Genomic DNA, 18,731 nt, shown 5'->3' with positions numbered 1-18,731 from the left:
GAAGGCCCGGCTCCCCTCACGGGGGCCGGGCCTTCCGGCATCCCGGGCCCGGCTTCCGGCTACCCCGGTTCTCCGCTACGGCTGTGGCTCGAAGTCCCAGTACGGCCTGGTCTGTTGCTTCGCCGAGATCGTGTGGACGTGCTGGGCGCCCAGGGTGCGGGTCAGGCCCTTGATGCCCGCGTCCTCGTGCTTCGCGGCCTCCGCGTGTTCCCGTACGGAACGGAGATCGGCCGCGAGCGCGATCTGCGCGCTCAGCGTCATCGGGTGGTCCGGGCCCAGCACCTGTTCCGCGGTGCGCAGGGTGTCCCGGCTCAGGTCCAGCGCGTCCTCCAGCCGGCCGGTGATGTTGCGGTGGCCGGTGGCGTTCAGGGCGCAGCCGAGGGTCCACGGGTGGCGGTCGCCGAGCGCGCCCCGCATGCCGACGAGGGCCTGCTCCGCCAGGGAGAGGGCCTCCGCGCGCTCGCCCTGGGCGCGGAGCACCAGTCCGAGGTTGCCGACCGTGCCGATGCTGTACGGGTGAGCGAGGCCGAGCTGCGACTGGTAGCCGCGGACCACGTCCTCGGAGATCCGGCGGGCCTCGCCGACGTCCCCGTACTCCCTGAGGTAGGTGGCGTAGTCGGAGGCGACCATCAGGGTCCACGGGTAGTCGACCCCGAAGACCCGCGTCGCCCGCTCCCACACGGTCCGCAGCCGCAGGCCCGCGCCGGGGATGTCCCCGGAACGGCGCAGGCACATGCCGAGGTTGTGCTCGGCGCGCAGGGTCTGCGGATGGCCCAGCCCCAGCACCTGCGTGTTCAGCTTGACCCCCTGTTCCTGCCGGGTCTGCGCCTCCCGGTACCGGCCCATCAGCCGCAGGCCCATGGCGCAGGCGATGCCGGAGGCGAGGGTGGAGATGTGCAGGGGCTTCAGGACCCGCTCGCGGCGGCGCAGGGTGTCCAGGTCGAGGTCGTAGGCGTCCTGGTAGCGGCCGAGCAGCCGGTAGGTGGCGGCGAGGTTGTTCTGGGCGTCCAGGGTGACCGAGTCGTCCTCGCCGAGCAGCTCCCGGTAGGTGCTCAGGCAGTGCTCGAAGATCTCCCGGGCCGGCTCGAACTTCGCGATGCACAGCAGGACGCCGCCGTACGCGCTGGTGGCGCGCAGGCTCTCCAGGTCCCGGTCGCCGCGCTCCTCGGTGAGCCGGCCGGACACGGCCTTGGTGAGGGTCTCGGCGCGCCGGAACAGGCCGAGGTTGCGCAGGGCGTTGCCGTACTGGTAGCTGAGCTCGCGCACCTTGGGGTGGTCCTCGCCGAGCACGGCCCGCCAGATCAGGTCGGTCTCCTCGGAGAGCCGCAGGCAGGTGCGGTACTCCCCGGCGAGGATCAGGTAGCGCAGGCAGCGCAGCAGGAAGTTCTGGATGCGCGGGTTGCCGCTGGTGAGCACCCCGGAGGTGGCCAGGTGCGGGACGAGTTCGGCGTAGCGGGGCCACAGCCTGGAGTCGGAGGGCCCGCCGGGGTCGGCGGCGGCGAGGACCTGCCGGACGGCCCGGGCCAGCGGTTCGGCCTCCTCCTCGGAGAGGTCCTCGCGGACGATGCCGTGGACCATGCGGTGCAGTTGCACGGTCTCCAGCCCGCCGCCGCCCTCCTCCAGGGGCAGGTCGGAGTACTCGAGCCGGACGACGGAGAACTGGACGAGCTTGTTGAGGGCGGCGTTCCACCGGATCTGGTCGTTGATCAGCCCGGCGAGCTCCTCGGGCACGTCGTCGGCGGGGAATTCGCGCAGCAGCCGCAGCGGCACCGGCCCGGGGGCGAAGAAGACGAACAGCCGGAGCAGGGAGAGGGCGTCGGGGAAGTTCTCCCGGACGTTGTTGAGGAGTATGGCGAGGGCGGTGGGGAAGGGCAGCGGGTAGTCCTCGGATACGGTGACGGCCTCGTGGGAGTCCATCCGGCGCTGCAGCAGGGCGAGGTAGTCGCCCACCGGGAGCGGGGAGTCGGCGAGCCAGCCGGCGGTCTGGTCGAGGGCGAGCGGGTAGTCCTCCAGGGCCTCGGCGAGCTGGTCGGCCTCGTCGGCGGTGAGGCGCAGGGCCCGCCGGCGGATGAAGGTGATCGACTCGGGGCGGGCGTAGAGCGGGACCTCGACGAGGCTGGTGTGCCGGGTGGCCCATTCGCGGTTGCGGGAGGTGATGATGACGTCGCCCGCGCCGGAGGGCAGCAGGTCGATGAGGTCGTCGGGGTTGTCGCAGCCGTCGAAGACCATCAGCCAGCGGCCGTACGGGGATCCGCGCCGCAGCGCTTCGAGGACGGCCCGGATCTGCTCGCCGTAACTGCCCGCGCCCCGGGGCAGCCCGAGGGCGGGGGCCAGGTCGGCGAGGCGTTCGCGCAGGGTGGGCCGGTCCTCGGCGGGGACCCACCACACCACGTCGTACTCGGAGGCGAAGCGGTACGCGTACTCGGTGGCCACCTGGGTCTTGCCGACGCCGGAGAGGCCGAGCAGGGTGACGGTGGACGCGCCGGCCGGCGCCTCGGTCAGGGCTTCGCGCAGGGTGCCGATGACGTCGTTGCGGCCGGTGAAGCGCGGGTTGCGGCGCGGGACCCGGCCCCAGATCTCGGGCGGGTCGTTGGGGAAGCGGGGTCCGCGGCGGCCGGTCTCGGTGCCGATCCGGTCGGTGGGCAGCTCCAGCCGGCGCAGCACGCGGTACTCGGCCTCGTACGCGTCCAGGCCCCAGAGGTCGGTCTTCTCCAGTACGGCCACGGCGCTGGGCAGCGGGGCGTCGGTGAGGCAGACGGCCGCGAACCGGTCGGGGTGGCGGTCGGTGACGGCGCGCAGGGCGGTGTTCCACTCCTCGTCGGCGTGGGTGCCGGCGGAGAAGTAACGCTCGCTGAGGACGAGGAGGACCCGGCTGCCGGAGCGGGCGAGGTCGTCGAGGGCCTGGGCGATGCCGGGGCTGTTCTGCGGGTCCCAGCGCTGGAGGGCGACGCGGTGGCCGTGTTCCTCCAGGCGGTGGCCGATCCACACGGCCCAGGGGCGGTTGAACCCGGCGAAGCTGATGACGAAGCGCTGCGGCTGGGCGTGCGGGTACGCGTGCGGGGTGATGCCCTGGTCCTGCCGACTACCGGTGGTCATGCGCCGTCTCCCTGGGCTCCGGGCAGTGGACGGGACTGAAAAGGTACCGCAGCGGTGCCGGTGGGCGCGGCCCCTCAACCGCGGGCGAACGGGGCGAGTTCGGGGTGCGCATCGCACCAGGCGCGGCGCTCCCGGTCGACGGCCCGGCGGGCCGCGGCGTGCTGGTCGCCGGGCGGCGGCAGCTCGTCCATGGCCCGCTCGGCGGCGGCCATCGCCTCGGTGAACTCCCGACCCGCGGCGGTCAGTCGGTCGTGGGCCCGCAGGGCCGGCAGGACGGCGGCCACCTGGGCGCGGATCCGGGCGTGCTGGGCCCAGGCGCCGCGGGCCCCGTAGAGGGCGGCGCGCTGCCAGTACCCGGCCAGGGCCAGGTGGGCGTAGGCGCCGTGCAGGAGTCCCTCCAGCGGGCGGGGGTCGCTGCGCCAGGGGGCCCAGTGGCGGGGCGTGCGGTCCGCGGTGTGCAGGGTCAGGACGTCGGCGAGGGCGGCGAGTTTGCCGTGCTGGACCTCGTGGACGAGGGTGGCGGCCAGGGCGGGCGGGGCCTGCGCGCGGGCCAGGACGGAGCCGGCGGCCGCGGGCAGGGTGGCGCCGTTGGAGCGGGAGCCGCCGGACAGCGGAACGACGGAGCGCAGCAGTTGTGCGGTCTCCTCCGCGCGGACGGTGTCGTACCGCAGGAGCAGGGTGAGTGCGCCGGACCACTGGGTGTCCCAGCGCTTGTGCCCCTTCGGCGTGAGCCGGCGGGCGGGGCGGACGGGCGCGGGCTGCGCGGGGCCGGGCGCCCGGTAGGGGTCGAGGTCGTCGAGGGCGGTCCGGCCCCCGGGCAGGGCGTGCAGGGGCACGGTGGCGGGGTCGTCGGGGTCCCAGGAGCGTTCGGTGAGGGCGAGCGGGCCGGGGCGGTCCGGGCGCAGCAGTCCGAGCGTGGGCAGGACGAGCCGGCCGTGCTGGGGCCGCAGGGTGTGGGTGAAGGCGATGCCGGCGCGCAGGGCGGCGGCGACGGCGAGGGCCCCGAGGTGGCCGAGGTCGGGCGGGGGGCCGTAGCAGGCGTGCAGCCGGCGCAGGGTCTCCTCGGCCCAGACCCCGGTGGCCGGGTAGTGCAGTACGTCGCGCACGGCGCCCGCGTCGCGGCGCTCGGCCTCCTCCAGCAGGGCCCAGTGGTCGGCGGCCTCCCCGGAGGTGCCGTCGGGGGCGGCGTCGAGGACCGCGCGCAGCAGGACGAGGCGTTTGGAGCGGCGCACGTCGCGGACCAGGCGGGTGCCTTCCGCGGAGGGCTCGGTGGAGGCGAGGGCGCGCAGGGTGCGGGAGGAGACGGTGAAGGCGGTGAGGGCGGTCGTCATGAGGCGACCGCCGGCGGGTGGGCGGCGGCCCGGGCGGCTCGCCGGGTGCCGGTCTGGGCGGTCTGGGCGGTCTGGGCGGCTCGCTCGGTGACGGTCTGCGCGGCGCGGTGGACGACGGTCGCGGGCACCGGCGCGGAGCCAGGGACAGCGGTCGCGGGGGGCGGCGCGGAGCCAGGGAGAGCGGTCGCGGGGGGCTGCGCGGCGCGGTGGACGGCGGCGGCGATGTGCCGGATCAGGACCTGGAGGTCGGCGCAGTACACGGACGGCTGCCGGAAGCCCTCGCCGGCGCGGTAGCGGTGCGGGTAGTGCCCGCCGCCGCACACCTCGACCAGCTCGCAGGCGCGGCATCCGGCGGCGAGGGCGTCCCGTCCGAGCTGGCGGGCGGCGAGGCCGGGGTGGTCGAGGAGCTCGTCGAAGCTGTGGGTGTCGAGGCTCATGCCGGTCGCGGCGGCGCCCTCGTACGCGGATTTCAGTGAATCGGCCTGTTCGATGGAGCCGTCGGTCTCGATCACGGCGGTGGCGGCGGGCGCGAGCCCGAGGGTCTCGGTGGCGGCGGGCAGGCCGAGCAGCAGGGCGATGATCTCCTCGAAGAGCCGGATCCGGGTGCGCCGCACACCGTCGTGCCACCAGCGCTCGAAGACGGCGAGCAGCCAGTCGGCGTACGGGGCCAGGCCCGGGTGGTGGCCGGGGGGCGGGGCGCTCCAGTTGGCGAGCGGCAGCAGCAGCCCGACGCTGGGCGGGGCGAAGGCGAGCAGGGACTCGTACGTCTCCACCGGGTCCTGGCCGAGGTCGACGACGCACAGCACCCCGGCGTAGCTGTCCGGATGCCGTGCCAGCAGCCGTAAGCCCCGGGCGGCCGCGCCGAAGCCGGGCTGCCCGGCGTGGTCCACGCGCCGGGCGTTGTGCGCGGGCAGTCCGCCGTCGAGGCTGACGCCGACGCGGATCCCGGCGGCGGCGAGCGCGGCGAGGCGGCCGCGGGTGAGCAGGGTGCCGTTGGTCTGGACGGTGGCGGTGACCCGGGTGCGCGGGGCCGCCCGGGCCACGGCGGCCCGTACGGCCTCGACGGGCCCGGCCAGCGCGGCGGGGGCGGTGAGCAGCGGTTCGCCGCCGTGCAGCACCAGGTCGACGCGGGGCAGGGCGTGGGCGGCGGCGTGTTCGGCGATCCGCTCGGCGGCGCGGGCGGCGGTGGCGGGGGTCATGGCGGGCGGCTGGCCGCGCCAGCCCTGGTCGGCCATCTCGTAGACATAACAATAGGTGCAGGCGAGGTTGCAGCGGCTGCGCGTCTTGAGTACGAACTGCCGGATCGGATGCGGCCGATGGCCCGCGGCCCGCTCCGCGGCCACGTCGAGCCGGGCATAGGGCCAGGGCGCGTACCGGGCGTGGCGCAGCCGCTGCGCCGCGGCGGGGTCCTGCTTCGGCTGGGCGGGGTCCTGGTGCGGGGCGGAGCCGGCGCCGCCGCGCGCGGGCGGCGCGGGCAGCACGGAGTCGCTCGTGACAGCTCGCCTCATCGCCCCGCCTCCCTCCCCCGTGCCTCCGGGAGGCAACCCCCGGCGGACGGTCCATCCCTGCCCTTCGGACGGTCCCGGCTAACGGCGGAAAGTGGTCAACTCGGTTCCAAGGTGGGGCGGATCAGACGCGCGCCGGTCAGGTCACCCCGGAGTCGTAGGCGTTGAGGATCTCGGCCGGATGCGTCACCCGCTCGACCATGCCCTCGATCACCTGGCCCAGCACGGGATGGTCGATCCCGCGCAGCGCGGCCAGGTCCAGCCCGGAGAGGTCGGGCAGACGCCCGGGACACGCCGGGGTCACCGCCTCCGCTTCCTGCCGCTTCGTCACCATGTGCCGCTGCTCCCCCTGTCGCGTCGCGGACCGGACGGTCCACTGCCCTTTCCCTCCGGCCGGTCCGCGGAAACAGCGCGCTCCGCTCGCCGCGCCGCCGTCACAGCCCGGCTTCCAGGGCCCGTACCCGGGCGCGGAGCACCTCCGTCCGCCCTTCGGCCTCGGCACCCGCGCCGGGCCGCGTCCACAGCTCCAGCGCGGAGCGGTAGGCGTCCAGGGCCGCCCGGGGACGGGCGAGGCGCTCCAGCACCTCTCCCCGCGACTCCTGTACGCGGGCCGCCAGTCGGACGGCGGTGCCGGCCGTGCCCTCGCTTCCGGCAAGGGCCGCAGGGGCCTCGTGGCCTTCGGGCCCGTCGCCTTCGTCGCGGCGTGCGCGGTCGGCCTCCAGGGCCGCCCGCCAGGCCCGCCGGTAGGAGTCGGCCGCCCGGTCGAGGCGCTCCACCGCCCGGGTGTGAGCGTGGATCTCCTGCTGCACGTCGCCGTGGTCCCGCCAGGCCCGGGCCCGCTCCAGCGGGCTGCGGCTGTGCCGGACGGCCAGTTCCAGCAGGTACTCCGCCTCCCGCAGGTCCACCGGGTCGCCCTCGTACGCGTGCCGCAGCCGCAGCCCGGTGGCCAGCCGCACCAGCCGGTGCGCGGCCCCCGGGTCCGACTGAGGGACCGCCGCCCTGCTGTCGCGCAGGACGCGTACGGCGGCCCCGGTGAACCGGCGCCCGTCGGCGGCCCGGCCCCGCTCCAGGAGCACCTCGCCCCACTCGGGCAGCAGCTCCTCGAAGGCCTCCCCGTCGCGGGGGATCAGCCGCCGGGCCCGCCCGTACGCCTCGGCCGCTTCCTCCAGCGCCGCCGGGTCGCCGTCCCGCACGTACCGCTCCCGGTGCACCCGGGCCAGGCACACCAGGGCGGCCACCCGCAGCTCCGGGTCCCCGCCGGCCCGCTCCAGGGCCGTGGTCAGCTGGCCGGCCGCCTCCTCCAGCCGCGTCGGCAGGTACCGCAGCGCGCCGGCCAGGTCCACCCGCACCCGGGCCTCGGCGACCCCGCCCGCGGCCGGGCCGACGCCCGTACCCGTGCCCGCGCCCGGCACGGCCAGCCGGGCCGCGGCCTCTTCGGCCAGGGCCGTGCGCGCGGCCGGGTCCTCGGTGCGGGGCAGGAGGGCCAGGAGGACCCGGCCCAGGGCCCGTTGCAGCTCGGGGTCCGGCCCGGGCTCCGAGGGATCCGGGTGCGTGTCCGGGTCCCCGTCGAGGGCCCCGCCGGGGGCGGCCGGGGGTCCCGCCAGGGGTTCCAGGGCAGCGCGGGCCTCCCGGAGCGCGCCCCCGTCCGCGCGCAGCCCGCTCAGCCGGATCAGGGTCTCGGCCCGCCGCACCGCGCAGTCCCGCCGCAGCTCCGGGTCGGCCGTGGCGCCCGCCGCCGCGAACGCCCGGTCCGCCTCGGCCAGCAGCTCCGCGTCGGGGCCGTGGGCCAGCGCCCGCTCGTACAGCACCCGGCCGAGGACCGCCCGCGCCGCCGGAGTCCGCAGCCCGGTCACGGCCCGTTCCGCCTCGGCGAGGAGTTCCGGGTCCCGCTGGGCGGCCCACAGCCGCAGCAGCGCGCCCGCCAGCTCGGTCTCCGCCTCCTCCGGCGGGTCACCGGGCGCCACCGGGGCCGTCACCGCCCGCCGCAGCACCGCAACGGCCTCGTGCAGGGCCCGCGCACCGCCGTCCACGCCCCCGTCCGCGGCCGCGTCCGCGTCCGCGAGCCGGTCCCGCGCGGCGCGCACCGCCCCGGCCCGCCCGAGTACGGGGACGGGAGCAGGCTCGCGCCGGGCCGGGCCCTGCTCCGGCATGCCGGGCAGGTAGCGCCGTACGACCTTGGCCGAAACCTGCGCGAAGGCCTGCGGGAGCCGCCCCTCGGGCACCCGCTCGGCCTCCTGCGGCCCGGGGTCGACCGCCGCCGGCGGCACCCCGGTGAGCTGGGAGACCGCGAGCGCGGGGAAGTTCCGTACGCCCCGACCGAAGTGCGCCAGCATGTACTCCGAGCAGTGCTTGAGCACCAGGGCGGCCTCGTCCCGTCCCAGTGGCCCCAGCAGCACGTCCTGCACCCCGGGGACGAATTCGTACCAGTGCCCCGACCCCGGCCCGCTGCGCCGCAGCAGCCCGCTCAGCAGTACCTCCGCCAGGTCGGAAGGCTCCGAGTCCGGCAGCATCGTGCGCTGCACCAGCCGCATCACGGGAAGCGTCAGCGGCGCCGCCGACAGGTACACCGCCAGCTGTACGGCCCGGGGCGCGGCCGAGGACCGGAACCGCGCCACCAGCTCGCGCGGCGGCCGCACCGCGCGCGGCGGCGGCACGGGCGCGGCCGGATGGTCGGCCAGCACCCGGCCCACCTCGGCCGGTACCGGCCCGGTGCCGAGTCCGGCGACGAGCCGGGCCCAGGCGCCGAGGGCGGTCGGGCTCGGCGGCAGCACGGGCACGGTCAGCCCGCCCGTGAGCCGTCCGGGCGGCAGCGGCCGGTCCGGCCGGAACTTCAGCTTCTGCCCGCCGCCCTCCAGCCGGGTGAGCGTGCCCCGTTCGGTCGGCAGCCAGCTGCGGCCCCACAGCCGCTGCGGCAGCGGCTGGACGACCATGCACGGGGTGCACTCGGCCCACCGGTACAGCAGCCGCTGCGCGGCGCCCTCGCGCCACAGCGGCCCGGCGCAATCGGATACCACCATGGTCAGAGCCCGGCCGGTCGGGTCCCGCAACTGGTCGCCGGAGCGCAGCCCGGAGCCGGGTACGGGGCTGCGCCCGAGGACCGCCGTACCGTCCGCGAGGCGGTGCAGGTAGTGCACCTGGACGTCCCGGAAGGCGCCCAACCGCTCGCACACCGAGCGCAGTTCATCGAACATGTCCTGCCACACGGCCATCGACGGCGACGCGTCCATCACCAGCCGTACGGTCGCCTCGCGCCGGCTCTCCGGCCGGAGCACCGGGATGACCAGGCCGAGGGCCCGGGCGCTGGCCTCGGCGGTGGCCGGTTCGTCGATCACCAGCCGGGTGGGCGGGCCGGGCGGGCGGTGCCGCTGGAGGGCGCGCAGGGCCCGCTGGATGTCCAGGATGCGCGGCAGCGCGGCGGCCCGGGGCACCCGTACGGGCACTCCGTACTCCTCGGGCGACTCCTCCGGCCGGTCCCCCTCGGCGCCTCCGGGGCGGCGCGCCCCGGATGCGTAGAGCCGGACCGGGTCATCGGCGTCCGCCTCTTCCCGTTCGGGCTCCACGGGCTTTCCGGCCGGATCCTCGGCGTCCGGGTCCGGTTCCGGCCCCCGCGCGCGCGGCGCGGCCGGCCCCGGCCCGCGGATGTGCCCGGCCAGCCACAGTGCGTCGGCGAGTTCCTCGGCGCTCGGGTCGAGCCCGGCGGCGCGCAGCAGCGCGGCCAGTTCGCGGACGCCGGGGACGGCCCGACGGGACTCGCAATCGGCTCCGGGGGCGGCAGGGGGAACGGAGGGCGGGGGTACGGCGGGCGGCGGCACGGCCCGTCACCTCGGGCGGTCGAGGCGCTGGATGAGCAGGTCCGCGAGGTCCTCCCGGGTGGGCGGGGAGGCGTAGTGGGTCAGGTAGACGGCGTTGAGCAGCTGGTCGGCGGCGACCAGTTCGGTCTGGGAACGGCTGAGGAACTCCCGGATCAGGTCCGCCCCGAGCCGGGCGGCCTCCTCCCCGAGGTGGGCGCGGACCATGGTGGCGAGCCGCTTCTCGCCGGGCTGCCCGAGCTTGAGCTGGATGCAGCGCCGCAGCAGGGCGGCCGGGAAGTCCCGCTCCCCGTTGCTGGTCAGGATGATGAAGGGGAACTCCCGGCAGCGGACCCGGCCGCCGCGCACGGTCGCCTTGGTCCCGTCGTCGGTGAGCACCTGCACCTCGGGCTCGGTGTCGGCGACCCGCTCCAGCTCGGGGAGCGCGAACTCCCCTTCCTCCAGCACGTTCAGCAGGTCGTTGGGCAGGTCGATGTCGCTCTTGTCGAGCTCGTCGATGAGGAGCACCCGGGGCCGCCCGGTGGGCAGCAGGGCCGTGCCCAGCGGTCCGAGCCGGATGTACTTCCCGATGCCGGGTGCCGTCCCGGTGCCGGGAGCCCCGCCCGGGGCCCCGTCGGCCACACCCGCGCCTGCGCCCACACCCGTGTCCGTGTCCGTGCCCCCGCCCCCGCTCGCCGCGAGCTGTACGTCCTGCAGCCGCGCGAGGGCGTCGTACCGGTACAGCCCGTCCTGCAGCACGGTGCGCGAGACCACCGGCCAGCGCAGCACCCGCCCCAGCTTCAACTCGTGGGCGACGGCGTGCGCGAGGGTGGACTTCCCCGTTCCGGGGAAGCCCGTCACGAGCAGCGGCCGCCGCAGGTACAGCGCCGCGTTGACGGCCTCCAGCTCCTCGGGCTCCGGCCGGTGCAGCTCGGCGGCCTGCCGGTGCGCCCCGAGCCGCCGGGCCACGTTGCCGTCGGCGGCCGCGGCCGGCCCGCCGGGCTCCGCCACCGGCCCGCCGTCGAAGTCCCGCCAGGGCGGCGGGTCGGGCAGGGCGTCGATCCCGTCATGGGGCTCACCGACCCCCCGGTATATGAGCCACTCGTCGTTCATTGCCCCTCCCTCACTCGAATCGGCCGGGCCCGGTGCCGTCACAGGTCGCCCTGCAGCGGTTCGTCGTCCGGCAGCGGCCGCGCCGGGTCCTCCCAGACCAGCCCGGTCCCGGCCGCCCAGTACGCGTCGGGGTCCGCCCCGTGCGCCCGCCCGCGCAGCGCCTGCAGCCGCAGCGGCAGCACCTCCGCCCGCCCGGCGTCGGCCAGTTCCTCCCGCAGCCCGCGGTGGAACGGCGCGCACGAGGCCCCCGGATCCGGCGGGGGCCGCCGGGTCACCACCACCCCGTACCCGGCCTCCTGCACCGCGTGCAGCGAGCCGAGCGTGGGCTCCTCGTCCGCCGCCCGGCAGTGCACCGGCACGGTGTTGTCGGGCAGTCCCGTCAGCCACTCGGTGGCGGGGCTGCGCGGGCGCCCCCGTACGCAGTCGGCCCGTTCGTCCAGCAGCGGTCCCGCCTGCACCCGCGCCCACCGGGCGGCCGCCCCGGGGTGCCCGCGGCCCTCGGGGCCCTCGGGATCCGCGGGGTGCGCGCGGCCCGCCGGATCCCCGGGATCCGCCGACTGTCCGGGATCCGCCGGGTGCCCGGCGCCGGTCCGCCCGCCGGGGTGACGCAGCACCACCGGCCGCTGCACGCCCAGCGGTACGCCGCCCGCCACGACCCACTCGTCCACGGCCAGCCCGAACAGCTCGGGGGCCACGGCCACTTCGAGCAGGGCCGCCGCCTCGTGGGTGTCGCAGCGCCGGAAGGCCTCGGCGAGCGGGACCCGCAACGCCTCCGGAAGGCCCGCCAGGGTGGCGCGTACGCCCGAGTCCACCGGGGTCACCCGCCCGGGGTGCGCCGGGCCGGCCAGTACGGAGACCCGCCAGTCGTAGACGTCCTCCCAGCCGTGCGCCCACACCTCCAGCAGCACCGAGGCCCCGGACGGCAGCCCGCCGGCCCGCCGTGCGGGGCCGCCCACCGCCCGGCCGGCCGAGGCCCGCCGGCGCCGCTCCCGCTCCGCGAGGCCCCGCTCGTGGCGCTCGCCGAGCTCCCGCCGCAGCGGGCGCCACAGCCGCTCGGCCGTGGCCCGGATCCAGTCCCACAGCTCCTCGTCCGCGCCCGGGGCCGACGGCTCCCGGTAGTCGGCCACGCTCACGTCCGTCGCGTACCGGAGCATGGCCGCGGCCTCCGCCGCCCCGCCGGGCGGGTCGTGCAGCAGCCCCAGCCCGTCGCGCCAGCTCAGCGGGGCGGGCGGCTGCGGGTCCGGCTCCTCCCCCCGGGCCGCTTCGACCAGGGCCCGTACGACCTCGGAGGAACCCGGCGGGGGCAGTTCGGCCAGCAGCCCGCACAGGGTGGTGCGCTCGCCGGGGGTGAGCCGGCCGCGGCCGCCGTACGGGGCGTCCTCCTCCGGCGGGAGCTCGCCGTGCACGTCCGTCCAGGTCCGGCGGTTGTCGAGGTCGCTGAGGTGCTGGTCGTAGTGGTGCAGGTCGTGGGCCTGCATGACGCGGCGGTAGAGCCCGACCTGGCCGCGCGCGGGCATCGGCAGCGTGCGCAGCTGCACGACGGACACGGCGAGCCCGCCGCCCGCCCCGTGCCGCCGGGCCTTGAGCACCCCGACGACCTCTCCGCGGGCCAGGTCCACCACGGGGCCGCCGGACATGCCGGGGTCGATCTCGTCGTCGTCGCCGAGCCGGATGGCCGCGCCGTTCCCGGCGCTGCCGCGCAGCCGGGTGGTGCGGCCGGTGATCTCGGGGGTGCCGAGGTCCTCGGTGCAGCCGAAGTAGGCGACCTCGTCGAAGCGGGGCCTGGACCGGTCGGTCAGCCAGACGCAGGCGTGCGACACCGGGGCCAGGACCCTGAGCAGCGCCAGGTCGGGCAGGTCCCACAGGGCGCCCCGGCGGGGGCGCCGCTCCTCCAGCCGCTCGGGCAGTACGCACTCCACGCGCCCGGTGACCGTACCGGTCGCCCCGTGGGCCCCGGAGGAGAAGGTGATGCCGACCTCGCGTCCCGTCAGACGCACCGCAGCACCCCCTTCGCCGACCACGTGCGCGCACGTCAGGACCCAGCCGGGGGCGATGAAGAAACCGCTCCCCCACGTGGGACCGGTCCGATGGCTGCCGGGGTTGTCATACCCGCCCGGGGGGGCGTGAACGCGTACGGTCGCGGCCTGGACGAGGGGCTCGAGGAGCTCGAAGGCGCGCGCCGAGCCGGTCGTGCGCCCGTCCCTCATCCACGCCCCCCGCTCGTTGGGCATCCAGGCTAGCCCCGGGGACGCCACGGGCGGGAGGCCTCTTCGGCTCCTCGGATTATCCTGGCGGGAAACACCCCCTGCACACCACATCACGGCACGGAGCCCGACTTGTACTTCACCGATCGCGGCATCGAGGAGCTGGAGAAGCGGCGCGGCGAGGAGGAGGTCACCTTCGAGTGGCTCGCCGAGCAGCTGCGCACCTTCGTCGACCTGAACCCGGACTTCGAGGTCCCGGTGGAACGCCTGGCCACCTGGCTGGCCCGCCTGGACGACGAGGACGACGACGCCGACGAGTGAGCACGGCGCGTACCCGCAGGACGCGGAGCCGAGGAGCGAAGAACGAGAACGGCCCGGCTGCCAGAGGCAGTCGGGCCGTTCTCGTCGTCGCGCCGGCCCGCCCGGGCAGGCGCGAGCAGGAGGTACGAGGCGCCGGATCAGGCGGCCTTGGTCTCCCAGAAGATGCGGTCGATCTCGGCGATGAGCTCGAGAGCCTTCGCGCCGGTCGCCGGGTCGTTGGACGCCTTGGCGGCCGAGAGGGCCTTCAGGGTGTCGTTGACCAGGGTGTGCAGCTGGGGGTACTTCTCGAAGTGCGGCGGCTTGAAGTAGTCGCTCCACAGCACCGAGACGTGGTGCTTGGCGAGCTCGGCGCGCTGCTCCTTGATGGTGATGGCGCGCGCGCGGAAGTCGGCGTCGTCGTTGGCCTGGTACTTCTCCTGCACGGCCTTGACGGACTCGGCCTCGATGCGGGCCTGGGCAGGGTCGTACACGCCGCACGGAAGATCGCAGTGGGCGGAGACCTTCGCCTTGGGGGCGAAGAGGCGGGAAAGCATGGAGTTTGTCCTCCTCGTGATCGTCTTCTCAAGGGGGAGATTACTCGCTGAACAACCGGATTTCGCGGGCGCCCCCATGGGCTTAGGACAAAAGTCCAGGGGCGCGGCCGGACCGGTGAGCGAATGTACGGACCGGTGCGGCAGCATGCGGGGGGACGAGGAGGACACGCATGGTGGAGTACGGGCGCCCGCGCAAGCGGTTCGGGGTGGTGGAGGTGACGGGGGCGTCGATGGTGCCCACGTTGACCAACGGGGACCAGGTCGTGGTCCGGTACGGGGCCGCCGTCCGCCCGGGTGACGTGGTGGTGCTGCGCCATCCCTTCCAGCAGGACCTGCTGGTGATCAAGCGGGCGGTGGAGCGCCGGCCGGGCGGCTGCTGGTGGGTACTGGGCGACAACCCGTACAACGCGACCGGTGACAGCACCGTCTACGGGCCGGTGCCCGGCGAGCTGGTGCTGGCGACGGCGGTGCTGCGCTTCCGGCCGCGCGAGGAGGATCAGCGTTCGCTGAGGGCCCGGCTGTCCTGGGCGGTGTCGGCGCTGCGCCCGCTGCGGGCGGACGCCTCGGCCTCCAGCCGCTTGCGGGCGCGGTAGGCGGCCACGTTCGCACGGGTGGCGCAGCGGTCGGAGCAGTAGCGCCGGGAGCGGTTGGTGGAGGTGTCGAGGTAGGCGTTGCGGCAGGGCGCCGCCTGGCACAGGCCGAGGCGGTCGGGGCCGTGCTCGGTGAGGGCGAAGGCCAGGCCCATGGCCGCCATGGCGGCGTAGCCCGCCGATGCGTTCGAGGGGTGCTCGGCGAGGTGGATGTGCCAGTCGGGGCGGCCGTCCTCGCCGATGGTCGTGTGCCCGGAGACCTGGGGGCTGACCGGGAACTCCATGAGCAGCGAGTTCAGCAGGTCGACCGCGAGGACGTGGTCACCGCCGTCGGCGGCTTCGAAGACGGCGCGCAGCCGGGCCCGTACGTTGCGGAAGCGGGTGACGTCGGTGTCGGTGACGCGGCGGGCCATCTGCACGCTTGCGCCGAACAGGGCACGGACGGCGTCCACGGAGGTGAGCTCGTCCTTGTTGCGGGCCGGCTCCTCGGTGTTGACCAGGCGCACGGCGAAGTCCGAGTAATGGGCCAGTTCCACTTGTAGTCCTTACGGCTGCGAATTAATGTCTCTGGTAACGGCTGAGATGTCTTCGAGGGTATTACGTACGGAGGGGTTCGTGAGGGCGAATACGGCGCATACGGCAGATACGGCTACCGGCACGGGGTACTGGCAGGCCTGGCAGGACAGCTGGGACCGGCAGCAGGAGTGGTACATGCCCGACCGCGAGGAGCGGTTCCGGGTGATGCTGGACATGGTCGAGGCCCTGGTGGGACCCACCCCCCGGGTGCTGGATCTCGCGTGCGGTACGGGAAGTATCACGGACCGCGTCCTCAAGAGGTTCCCGGGAGCCACCAGTACGGGCGTCGATCTCGACCCCGCGCTGCTGGCCATCGCCGAGGGCCACTTCGCCGGGGACGGGCGGGTCTCCTTCGTCACCGCCGACCTCAAGGACCCGCACTGGCGCGCCGCCCTCCCCCACGACTCCTACGACGCGGTGCTGACCGCCACCGCCCTGCACTGGCTGCACAGCGAGGACCTCGCCGTCCTGTACGGGCAGCTCGCGCCGCTGGTGGCCCCGGGCGGGGTGTTCATGAACGCCGACCACATGCCCGACCCGGCCACTCCCCGCATCGACGCCGCCGAGCACGCCCACCGGCACGCCGGGATGGACCGGGCCAAGACGGCCGGCGCGCTGGACTGGCGCGAGTGGTGGGACCTGGCCGCCGCGGACCCGGTCCTCGCGGAGCCGGTGAAGCAGCGCTTCGCGATCTACGGGGAGCACGCGGACGGCGACACCCCGCCCGAGGCCTGGCACGCCGCCGCCCTGCTCGGAGCGGGCTTCGAGGAGGCCCGTACCGTCTGGCGCTCCCCCTCGGACGCGCTGGTCCTAGGTCTGAAGTAGGGACCCCAGCACGTGTGAGGGGCGGTACGGGAATCCCGTACCGCCCCTCACCTGTCCGCCGGTGCGACCGGGGCACCCGAGCGCCGGAGCGCTAGAGCACCTTGGACAGGAACGCCTTCGTGCGGTCGTGGTGCGGGTTGCCCAGCACGTCGCGCGGGTTGCCCGACTCGACGACCACGCCGCCGTCCATGAAGACGAGGTTGTCACCGACCTCGCGGGCGAAGCCCATCTCGTGCGTGACCACGATCATGGTCATGCCCGACTCGGCCAGGTCCCGCATGACGTCCAGGACGTCACCCACCAGCTCCGGGTCGAGCGCCGAGGTGGGCTCGTCGAAGAGCATCAGCTTCGGCTCCATGGCGAGCGCGCGGGCGATCGCCACGCGCTGCTGCTGGCCGCCGGAGAGCTGGCTGGGGTAGTTCCCGCCCTTGTCGCCGAGGCCCACGCGGTCCAGCAGCTTGATGGCGCGCTCGCGCGCCACCGCCTTGGACTCGCCCTTGACCATGACCGGGGCTTCCATGACGTTCTCCATGGCCGTCATGTGCGGGAAGAGGTTGAAGCGCTGGAAGACCATGCCGATGTCCCGGCGCTGCGCCGCGACCTCGCTGTCCTTCAGCTCGTAGAGCTTGTCGCCCTTCTGGCGGTAGCCGACGAGCTGCCCGTCGACGTACAGCCGTCCGGCGTTGACCTGCTCCAGGTGGTTGATGCACCGCAGGAAGGTCGACTTGCCGGAGCCGGACGGGCCGACCAGACAGAAGACCTCACGCGGGGCGACCTCCAGGTCGATGCCCTTGAGGATGTGCGCCGCACCGTAGGACTTGTGGACACCCTCGGCCTTCACCATGGCAGTCGTCATCAGGCCACCGCCTTGCGGTTCGAGAAGCTGGACAGTTTCGCCTTGATCTTCTGGAGCGGCGTGGGCGGCAGCGAGCGGAGCGCACCACGGGCGTAGCGGCGCTCCAGGTAGTACTGGCCGACGCTGAACACGCTGGTCAGGGCGAGGTACCAGATCGATGCGACGAAGAACATCTCCATCACCGCGAACGACGTGGACGCGATGTCCTGGGCCGCGCGCAGCAGGTCGAAGTACTGCACGGCCACGACAAGCGACGAGGTCTTGAGCATGTTGATGAACTCGTTGCCCGACGGCGGCACGATCACCCGCATGGCCTGCGGCAGAACGACACGGCGCATGGTCTGCAGCCGGGTCATGCCGAGCGCGTGCGAGGCCTCGGTCTGGCCCTCGTCGACCGACTGGATGCCGGCCCGGACGATCTCCGCCATGTACGCGCCCTCGTTGAGGCCGAGACCCAGCAGGGCGGCCAGGAAGGGGGTCATGACCTGGGTCATCTCGTCCTTGTAGAACCCGAGGTTCAGGATCGGGAAGATCAGGGCGAGGTTGAACCAGATGAGGAGCTGCACGTACACCGGGGTGCCGCGGAACAGCCAGATGTAGAACCAGGCGATGGTGCTCGTCACCGGGTTCTTCGAGAGGCGCATGACGGCGAAGAGGACACCGAGCACCAGGCCCAGGGCCATCGAGGCGACGCTGATCCAGATCGTGTTGCCGACACCACGCAGGATGGTGGGGTCGAACAGCTTCTCCGGCACGGTCGCCCAGCGCACGTTGCCCTGCGAGAAGGCCATCGCGAGCGCCACGACCAGGCCGATGACGACCACGGCGCTGATCCAGCGGCCGTAGTGGCGGACCGGGATGGCGCGGATCGCCTCGGGGGGTACGGCCCCGGCCGGCGGGGTGTCCGCCGGGCCCGGGACCTTGTCGAGCTTGTCAGTCACAGTGACTGCCCTTCAGTGTGCTGCGGTGGTACGCGGAGGTCAGGAACCGGCGTTGATCTTGGCCTCGGTCACGGCGCCGGAGCCCGCGTTCCACTTGTCCAGGGCAGCCTTGTACGTGCCGTCCTTGATGACCGCGTCAAGGGCTTCCTTGAGCGCGTCGCGCAGCTCGGTGTTCTTCTTGTCCACCGCGATGCCGAAGAGACCGGCGTCGGTCGGGTTGGCGATGGCCTCGAAGTCGTTGCCGCCGCCGGCGGTCTGCGCGATGTACGCGGCGACCGGGGAGTCGTTCAGGTCCGCGGCGGCGCCGCCGGCCTTCACACGAGTCTGGGCCTCGGCATCGGTCGGGAAGGACTCGATCTTGAGCTCGCCCTTGCCGTCCGTCTTGCACTTCTCGGCCTGGGTCTTGGCGGAGTCCTCGTACGTGGTGCCGCGCTGCACGGCGACCGTCTTGCCGCACAGGTCGTCGAGGGTCTTGATGCCCTGGGGGTTGCCCTTCTTGACCAGGATGCCGGTCGAGGCGGAGAAGTAGTCGACGAAGTCGACACCGGCACCGGTCTTAGCGCCCTTGTCGTCCAGGCCCTCCTGACGGGCCTTGGTGTCGGTCAGCGAGGACATGACCAGGTCGCTGCGACCCGTCTGCATGCTGCCGATCAGGGTGTCGAAGGTGCCCGACTCGAACTTGAACTGCACGCCGAGCTGCTTGCTCAGGGCCGCCGCGACGTCGGGGTCGACGCCGACGATCTTGCCGCCCTCGGTGAACTCCATCGGCGCGTAGGTCGCGTCGGTGCCGACCTTGATGACACCGGCGTCCTGGATCTTCTTCGGGAGCTTCGAGAAGAGCGGCGCGCTGCTGTTGTTCGCCGCACCCGACGGGCTGGTCGAGGCCTTGTCGGTCTGGTCACCACAACCGGTGAGGATCAGGGCGCCTGCGACCGCGATCGCGCCGACCGCGGCGATCCGGGACCGTGCGGCGGTCGTACGACGGGTGGTGCTAGCGGTCATGGCTTGGTTCCTCCGGCAGTGGTGGAAAAGCATCGAAAAACGGTCGGACA

15 protein-coding genes are annotated in these 18,731 nt (G+C 74.4%); 3 read left to right on the top strand and 12 right to left on the bottom strand.

Annotated elements, in window-relative coordinates; genetic code table 11:
* Window positions 1–75: 75 nt before the first annotated feature.
* From fxsT to OG332_RS29350, 7 genes are all read right to left on the bottom strand, one after another.
* Window positions 76–3,096: an FxSxx-COOH system tetratricopeptide repeat protein gene (fxsT, locus tag OG332_RS29380; RefSeq protein WP_327416276.1), complete on the bottom strand. Its 3,021-nt coding sequence runs from the start codon at window positions 3,094–3,096 to the stop codon at window positions 76–78.
* Window positions 3,097–3,170: 74 nt separating this feature from the next.
* The gene (locus OG332_RS29375; RefSeq protein ID WP_327416275.1) at window positions 3,171–4,427 is read right to left on the bottom strand and encodes an HEXXH motif domain-containing protein; all 1,257 of its coding nucleotides are present in this window, start codon (window positions 4,425–4,427) and stop codon (window positions 3,171–3,173) included.
* A complete protein-coding gene (locus OG332_RS29370) occupies window positions 4,424–5,935 on the bottom strand; it encodes an FxsB family cyclophane-forming radical SAM/SPASM peptide maturase (RefSeq protein WP_327416274.1) in 1,512 nt (503 codons plus the stop codon). The genes OG332_RS29375 and OG332_RS29370 overlap by 4 nt, the downstream gene beginning before the upstream one ends.
* A 136-nt stretch (window positions 5,936–6,071) precedes the next feature.
* Complete coding sequence (fxsA, locus tag OG332_RS29365) at window positions 6,072–6,266, bottom strand: FxSxx-COOH cyclophane-containing RiPP peptide (protein ID WP_327416273.1); 195 nt, start codon at window positions 6,264–6,266, stop codon at window positions 6,072–6,074.
* Window positions 6,267–6,366: 100 nt separating this feature from the next.
* Entirely contained in the window at window positions 6,367–9,744 is a 3,378-nt protein-coding gene (locus tag OG332_RS29360) for an SAV_2336 N-terminal domain-related protein (protein ID WP_327416272.1), read from the bottom strand.
* 6 nt (window positions 9,745–9,750) lie between these two features.
* Window positions 9,751–10,833: an AAA family ATPase gene (locus OG332_RS29355; RefSeq protein WP_327416271.1), complete on the bottom strand. Its 1,083-nt coding sequence runs from the start codon at window positions 10,831–10,833 to the stop codon at window positions 9,751–9,753.
* A 38-nt stretch (window positions 10,834–10,871) separates the two neighbouring features.
* On the bottom strand, window positions 10,872–13,040 hold the full coding sequence (locus tag OG332_RS29350; RefSeq protein ID WP_327416270.1) for a VMAP-C domain-containing protein: 2,169 nt from the start codon (window positions 13,038–13,040) through the stop codon (window positions 10,872–10,874).
* A gap of 129 nt (window positions 13,041–13,169) precedes the next feature.
* Here OG332_RS29350 and OG332_RS29345 point away from each other — a divergent pair, with 129 nt between their 5' ends.
* Window positions 13,170–13,358 (top strand): DUF6104 family protein, encoded by a 189-nt coding sequence (locus tag OG332_RS29345; protein WP_030709801.1) that lies wholly within the window; start codon window positions 13,170–13,172, stop codon window positions 13,356–13,358.
* Between the two features lie 137 nt (window positions 13,359–13,495).
* Here the strand turns inward: OG332_RS29345 and sodN are convergent, their stop codons facing one another.
* Complete coding sequence (gene sodN, locus OG332_RS29340) at window positions 13,496–13,891, bottom strand: superoxide dismutase, Ni (protein ID WP_030709803.1); 396 nt, start codon at window positions 13,889–13,891, stop codon at window positions 13,496–13,498.
* A gap of 170 nt (window positions 13,892–14,061) precedes the next feature.
* Between sodN and sodX the strand changes: the two genes are divergently transcribed.
* Window positions 14,062–14,484 carry a nickel-type superoxide dismutase maturation protease gene (gene sodX / locus OG332_RS29335; RefSeq protein WP_327416269.1) on the top strand — a complete coding sequence of 141 codons (423 nt, stop codon included), beginning with the start codon at window positions 14,062–14,064 and terminating at the stop codon, window positions 14,482–14,484.
* Here sodX and OG332_RS29330 read toward each other — a convergent pair.
* A complete protein-coding gene (locus OG332_RS29330; protein WP_327416268.1) occupies window positions 14,388–15,017 on the bottom strand; it encodes a CGNR zinc finger domain-containing protein in 630 nt (209 codons plus the stop codon). The genes sodX and OG332_RS29330 overlap by 97 nt on opposite strands.
* 79 nt (window positions 15,018–15,096) lie before the next feature.
* On the opposite strand from OG332_RS29330, the gene OG332_RS29325 reads away from it, so the two are divergent.
* Window positions 15,097–15,882: a class I SAM-dependent methyltransferase gene (locus OG332_RS29325; protein ID WP_327416267.1), complete on the top strand. Its 786-nt coding sequence runs from the start codon at window positions 15,097–15,099 to the stop codon at window positions 15,880–15,882.
* Between the two features lie 91 nt (window positions 15,883–15,973).
* Here the strand turns inward: OG332_RS29325 and OG332_RS29320 are convergent, their stop codons facing one another.
* The 3 genes from OG332_RS29320 to OG332_RS29310 are packed head-to-tail and all read right to left on the bottom strand — an operon-like array spanning window position 15,974 to window position 18,681.
* Window positions 15,974–16,738 carry an amino acid ABC transporter ATP-binding protein gene (locus OG332_RS29320; protein WP_327416266.1) on the bottom strand — a complete coding sequence of 255 codons (765 nt, stop codon included), beginning with the start codon at window positions 16,736–16,738 and terminating at the stop codon, window positions 15,974–15,976.
* Window positions 16,738–17,679, bottom strand: a complete 942-nt coding sequence (locus OG332_RS29315) for an amino acid ABC transporter permease (RefSeq protein WP_442816229.1) — start codon at window positions 17,677–17,679, stop codon at window positions 16,738–16,740. Before OG332_RS29315 ends, OG332_RS29320 begins: the two co-directional genes overlap by 1 nt.
* 39 nt (window positions 17,680–17,718) lie before the next feature.
* Window positions 17,719–18,681: an ABC transporter substrate-binding protein gene (locus tag OG332_RS29310; RefSeq protein WP_327416265.1), complete on the bottom strand. Its 963-nt coding sequence runs from the start codon at window positions 18,679–18,681 to the stop codon at window positions 17,719–17,721.
* Between the last annotated feature and the right edge of the window lie 50 nt (window positions 18,682–18,731).

It is taken from the genome of Streptomyces sp. NBC_01233 (genome assembly GCF_035989305.1).
Classification (GTDB): domain Bacteria; phylum Actinomycetota; class Actinomycetes; order Streptomycetales; family Streptomycetaceae; genus Streptomyces.
This window is presented reverse-complemented; position numbering and strand designations above follow the sequence as displayed.

Coding starts and splice junctions, on each gene's coding strand:
- OG332_RS29370 (WP_327416274.1), bottom strand. CDS start 5,935: ATGAGGCGAGCTGTCACGAGCGACTCCGTGCTGCCCGCGCCGCCCGCG.
- sodX (WP_327416269.1), top strand. CDS start 14,062: ATGGTGGAGTACGGGCGCCCGCGCAAGCGGTTCGGGGTGGTGGAGGTG.
- fxsT (WP_327416276.1), bottom strand. CDS start 3,096: ATGACCACCGGTAGTCGGCAGGACCAGGGCATCACCCCGCACGCGTAC.
- OG332_RS29350 (WP_327416270.1), bottom strand. CDS start 13,040: ATGAGGGACGGGCGCACGACCGGCTCGGCGCGCGCCTTCGAGCTCCTC.
- OG332_RS29320 (WP_327416266.1), bottom strand. CDS start 16,738: ATGACGACTGCCATGGTGAAGGCCGAGGGTGTCCACAAGTCCTACGGT.
- OG332_RS29355 (WP_327416271.1), bottom strand. CDS start 10,833: ATGAACGACGAGTGGCTCATATACCGGGGGGTCGGTGAGCCCCATGAC.
- sodN (WP_030709803.1), bottom strand. CDS start 13,891: ATGCTTTCCCGCCTCTTCGCCCCCAAGGCGAAGGTCTCCGCCCACTGC.
- fxsA (WP_327416273.1), bottom strand. CDS start 6,266: ATGGTGACGAAGCGGCAGGAAGCGGAGGCGGTGACCCCGGCGTGTCCC.
- OG332_RS29310 (WP_327416265.1), bottom strand. CDS start 18,681: ATGACCGCTAGCACCACCCGTCGTACGACCGCCGCACGGTCCCGGATC.
- OG332_RS29375 (WP_327416275.1), bottom strand. CDS start 4,427: ATGACGACCGCCCTCACCGCCTTCACCGTCTCCTCCCGCACCCTGCGC.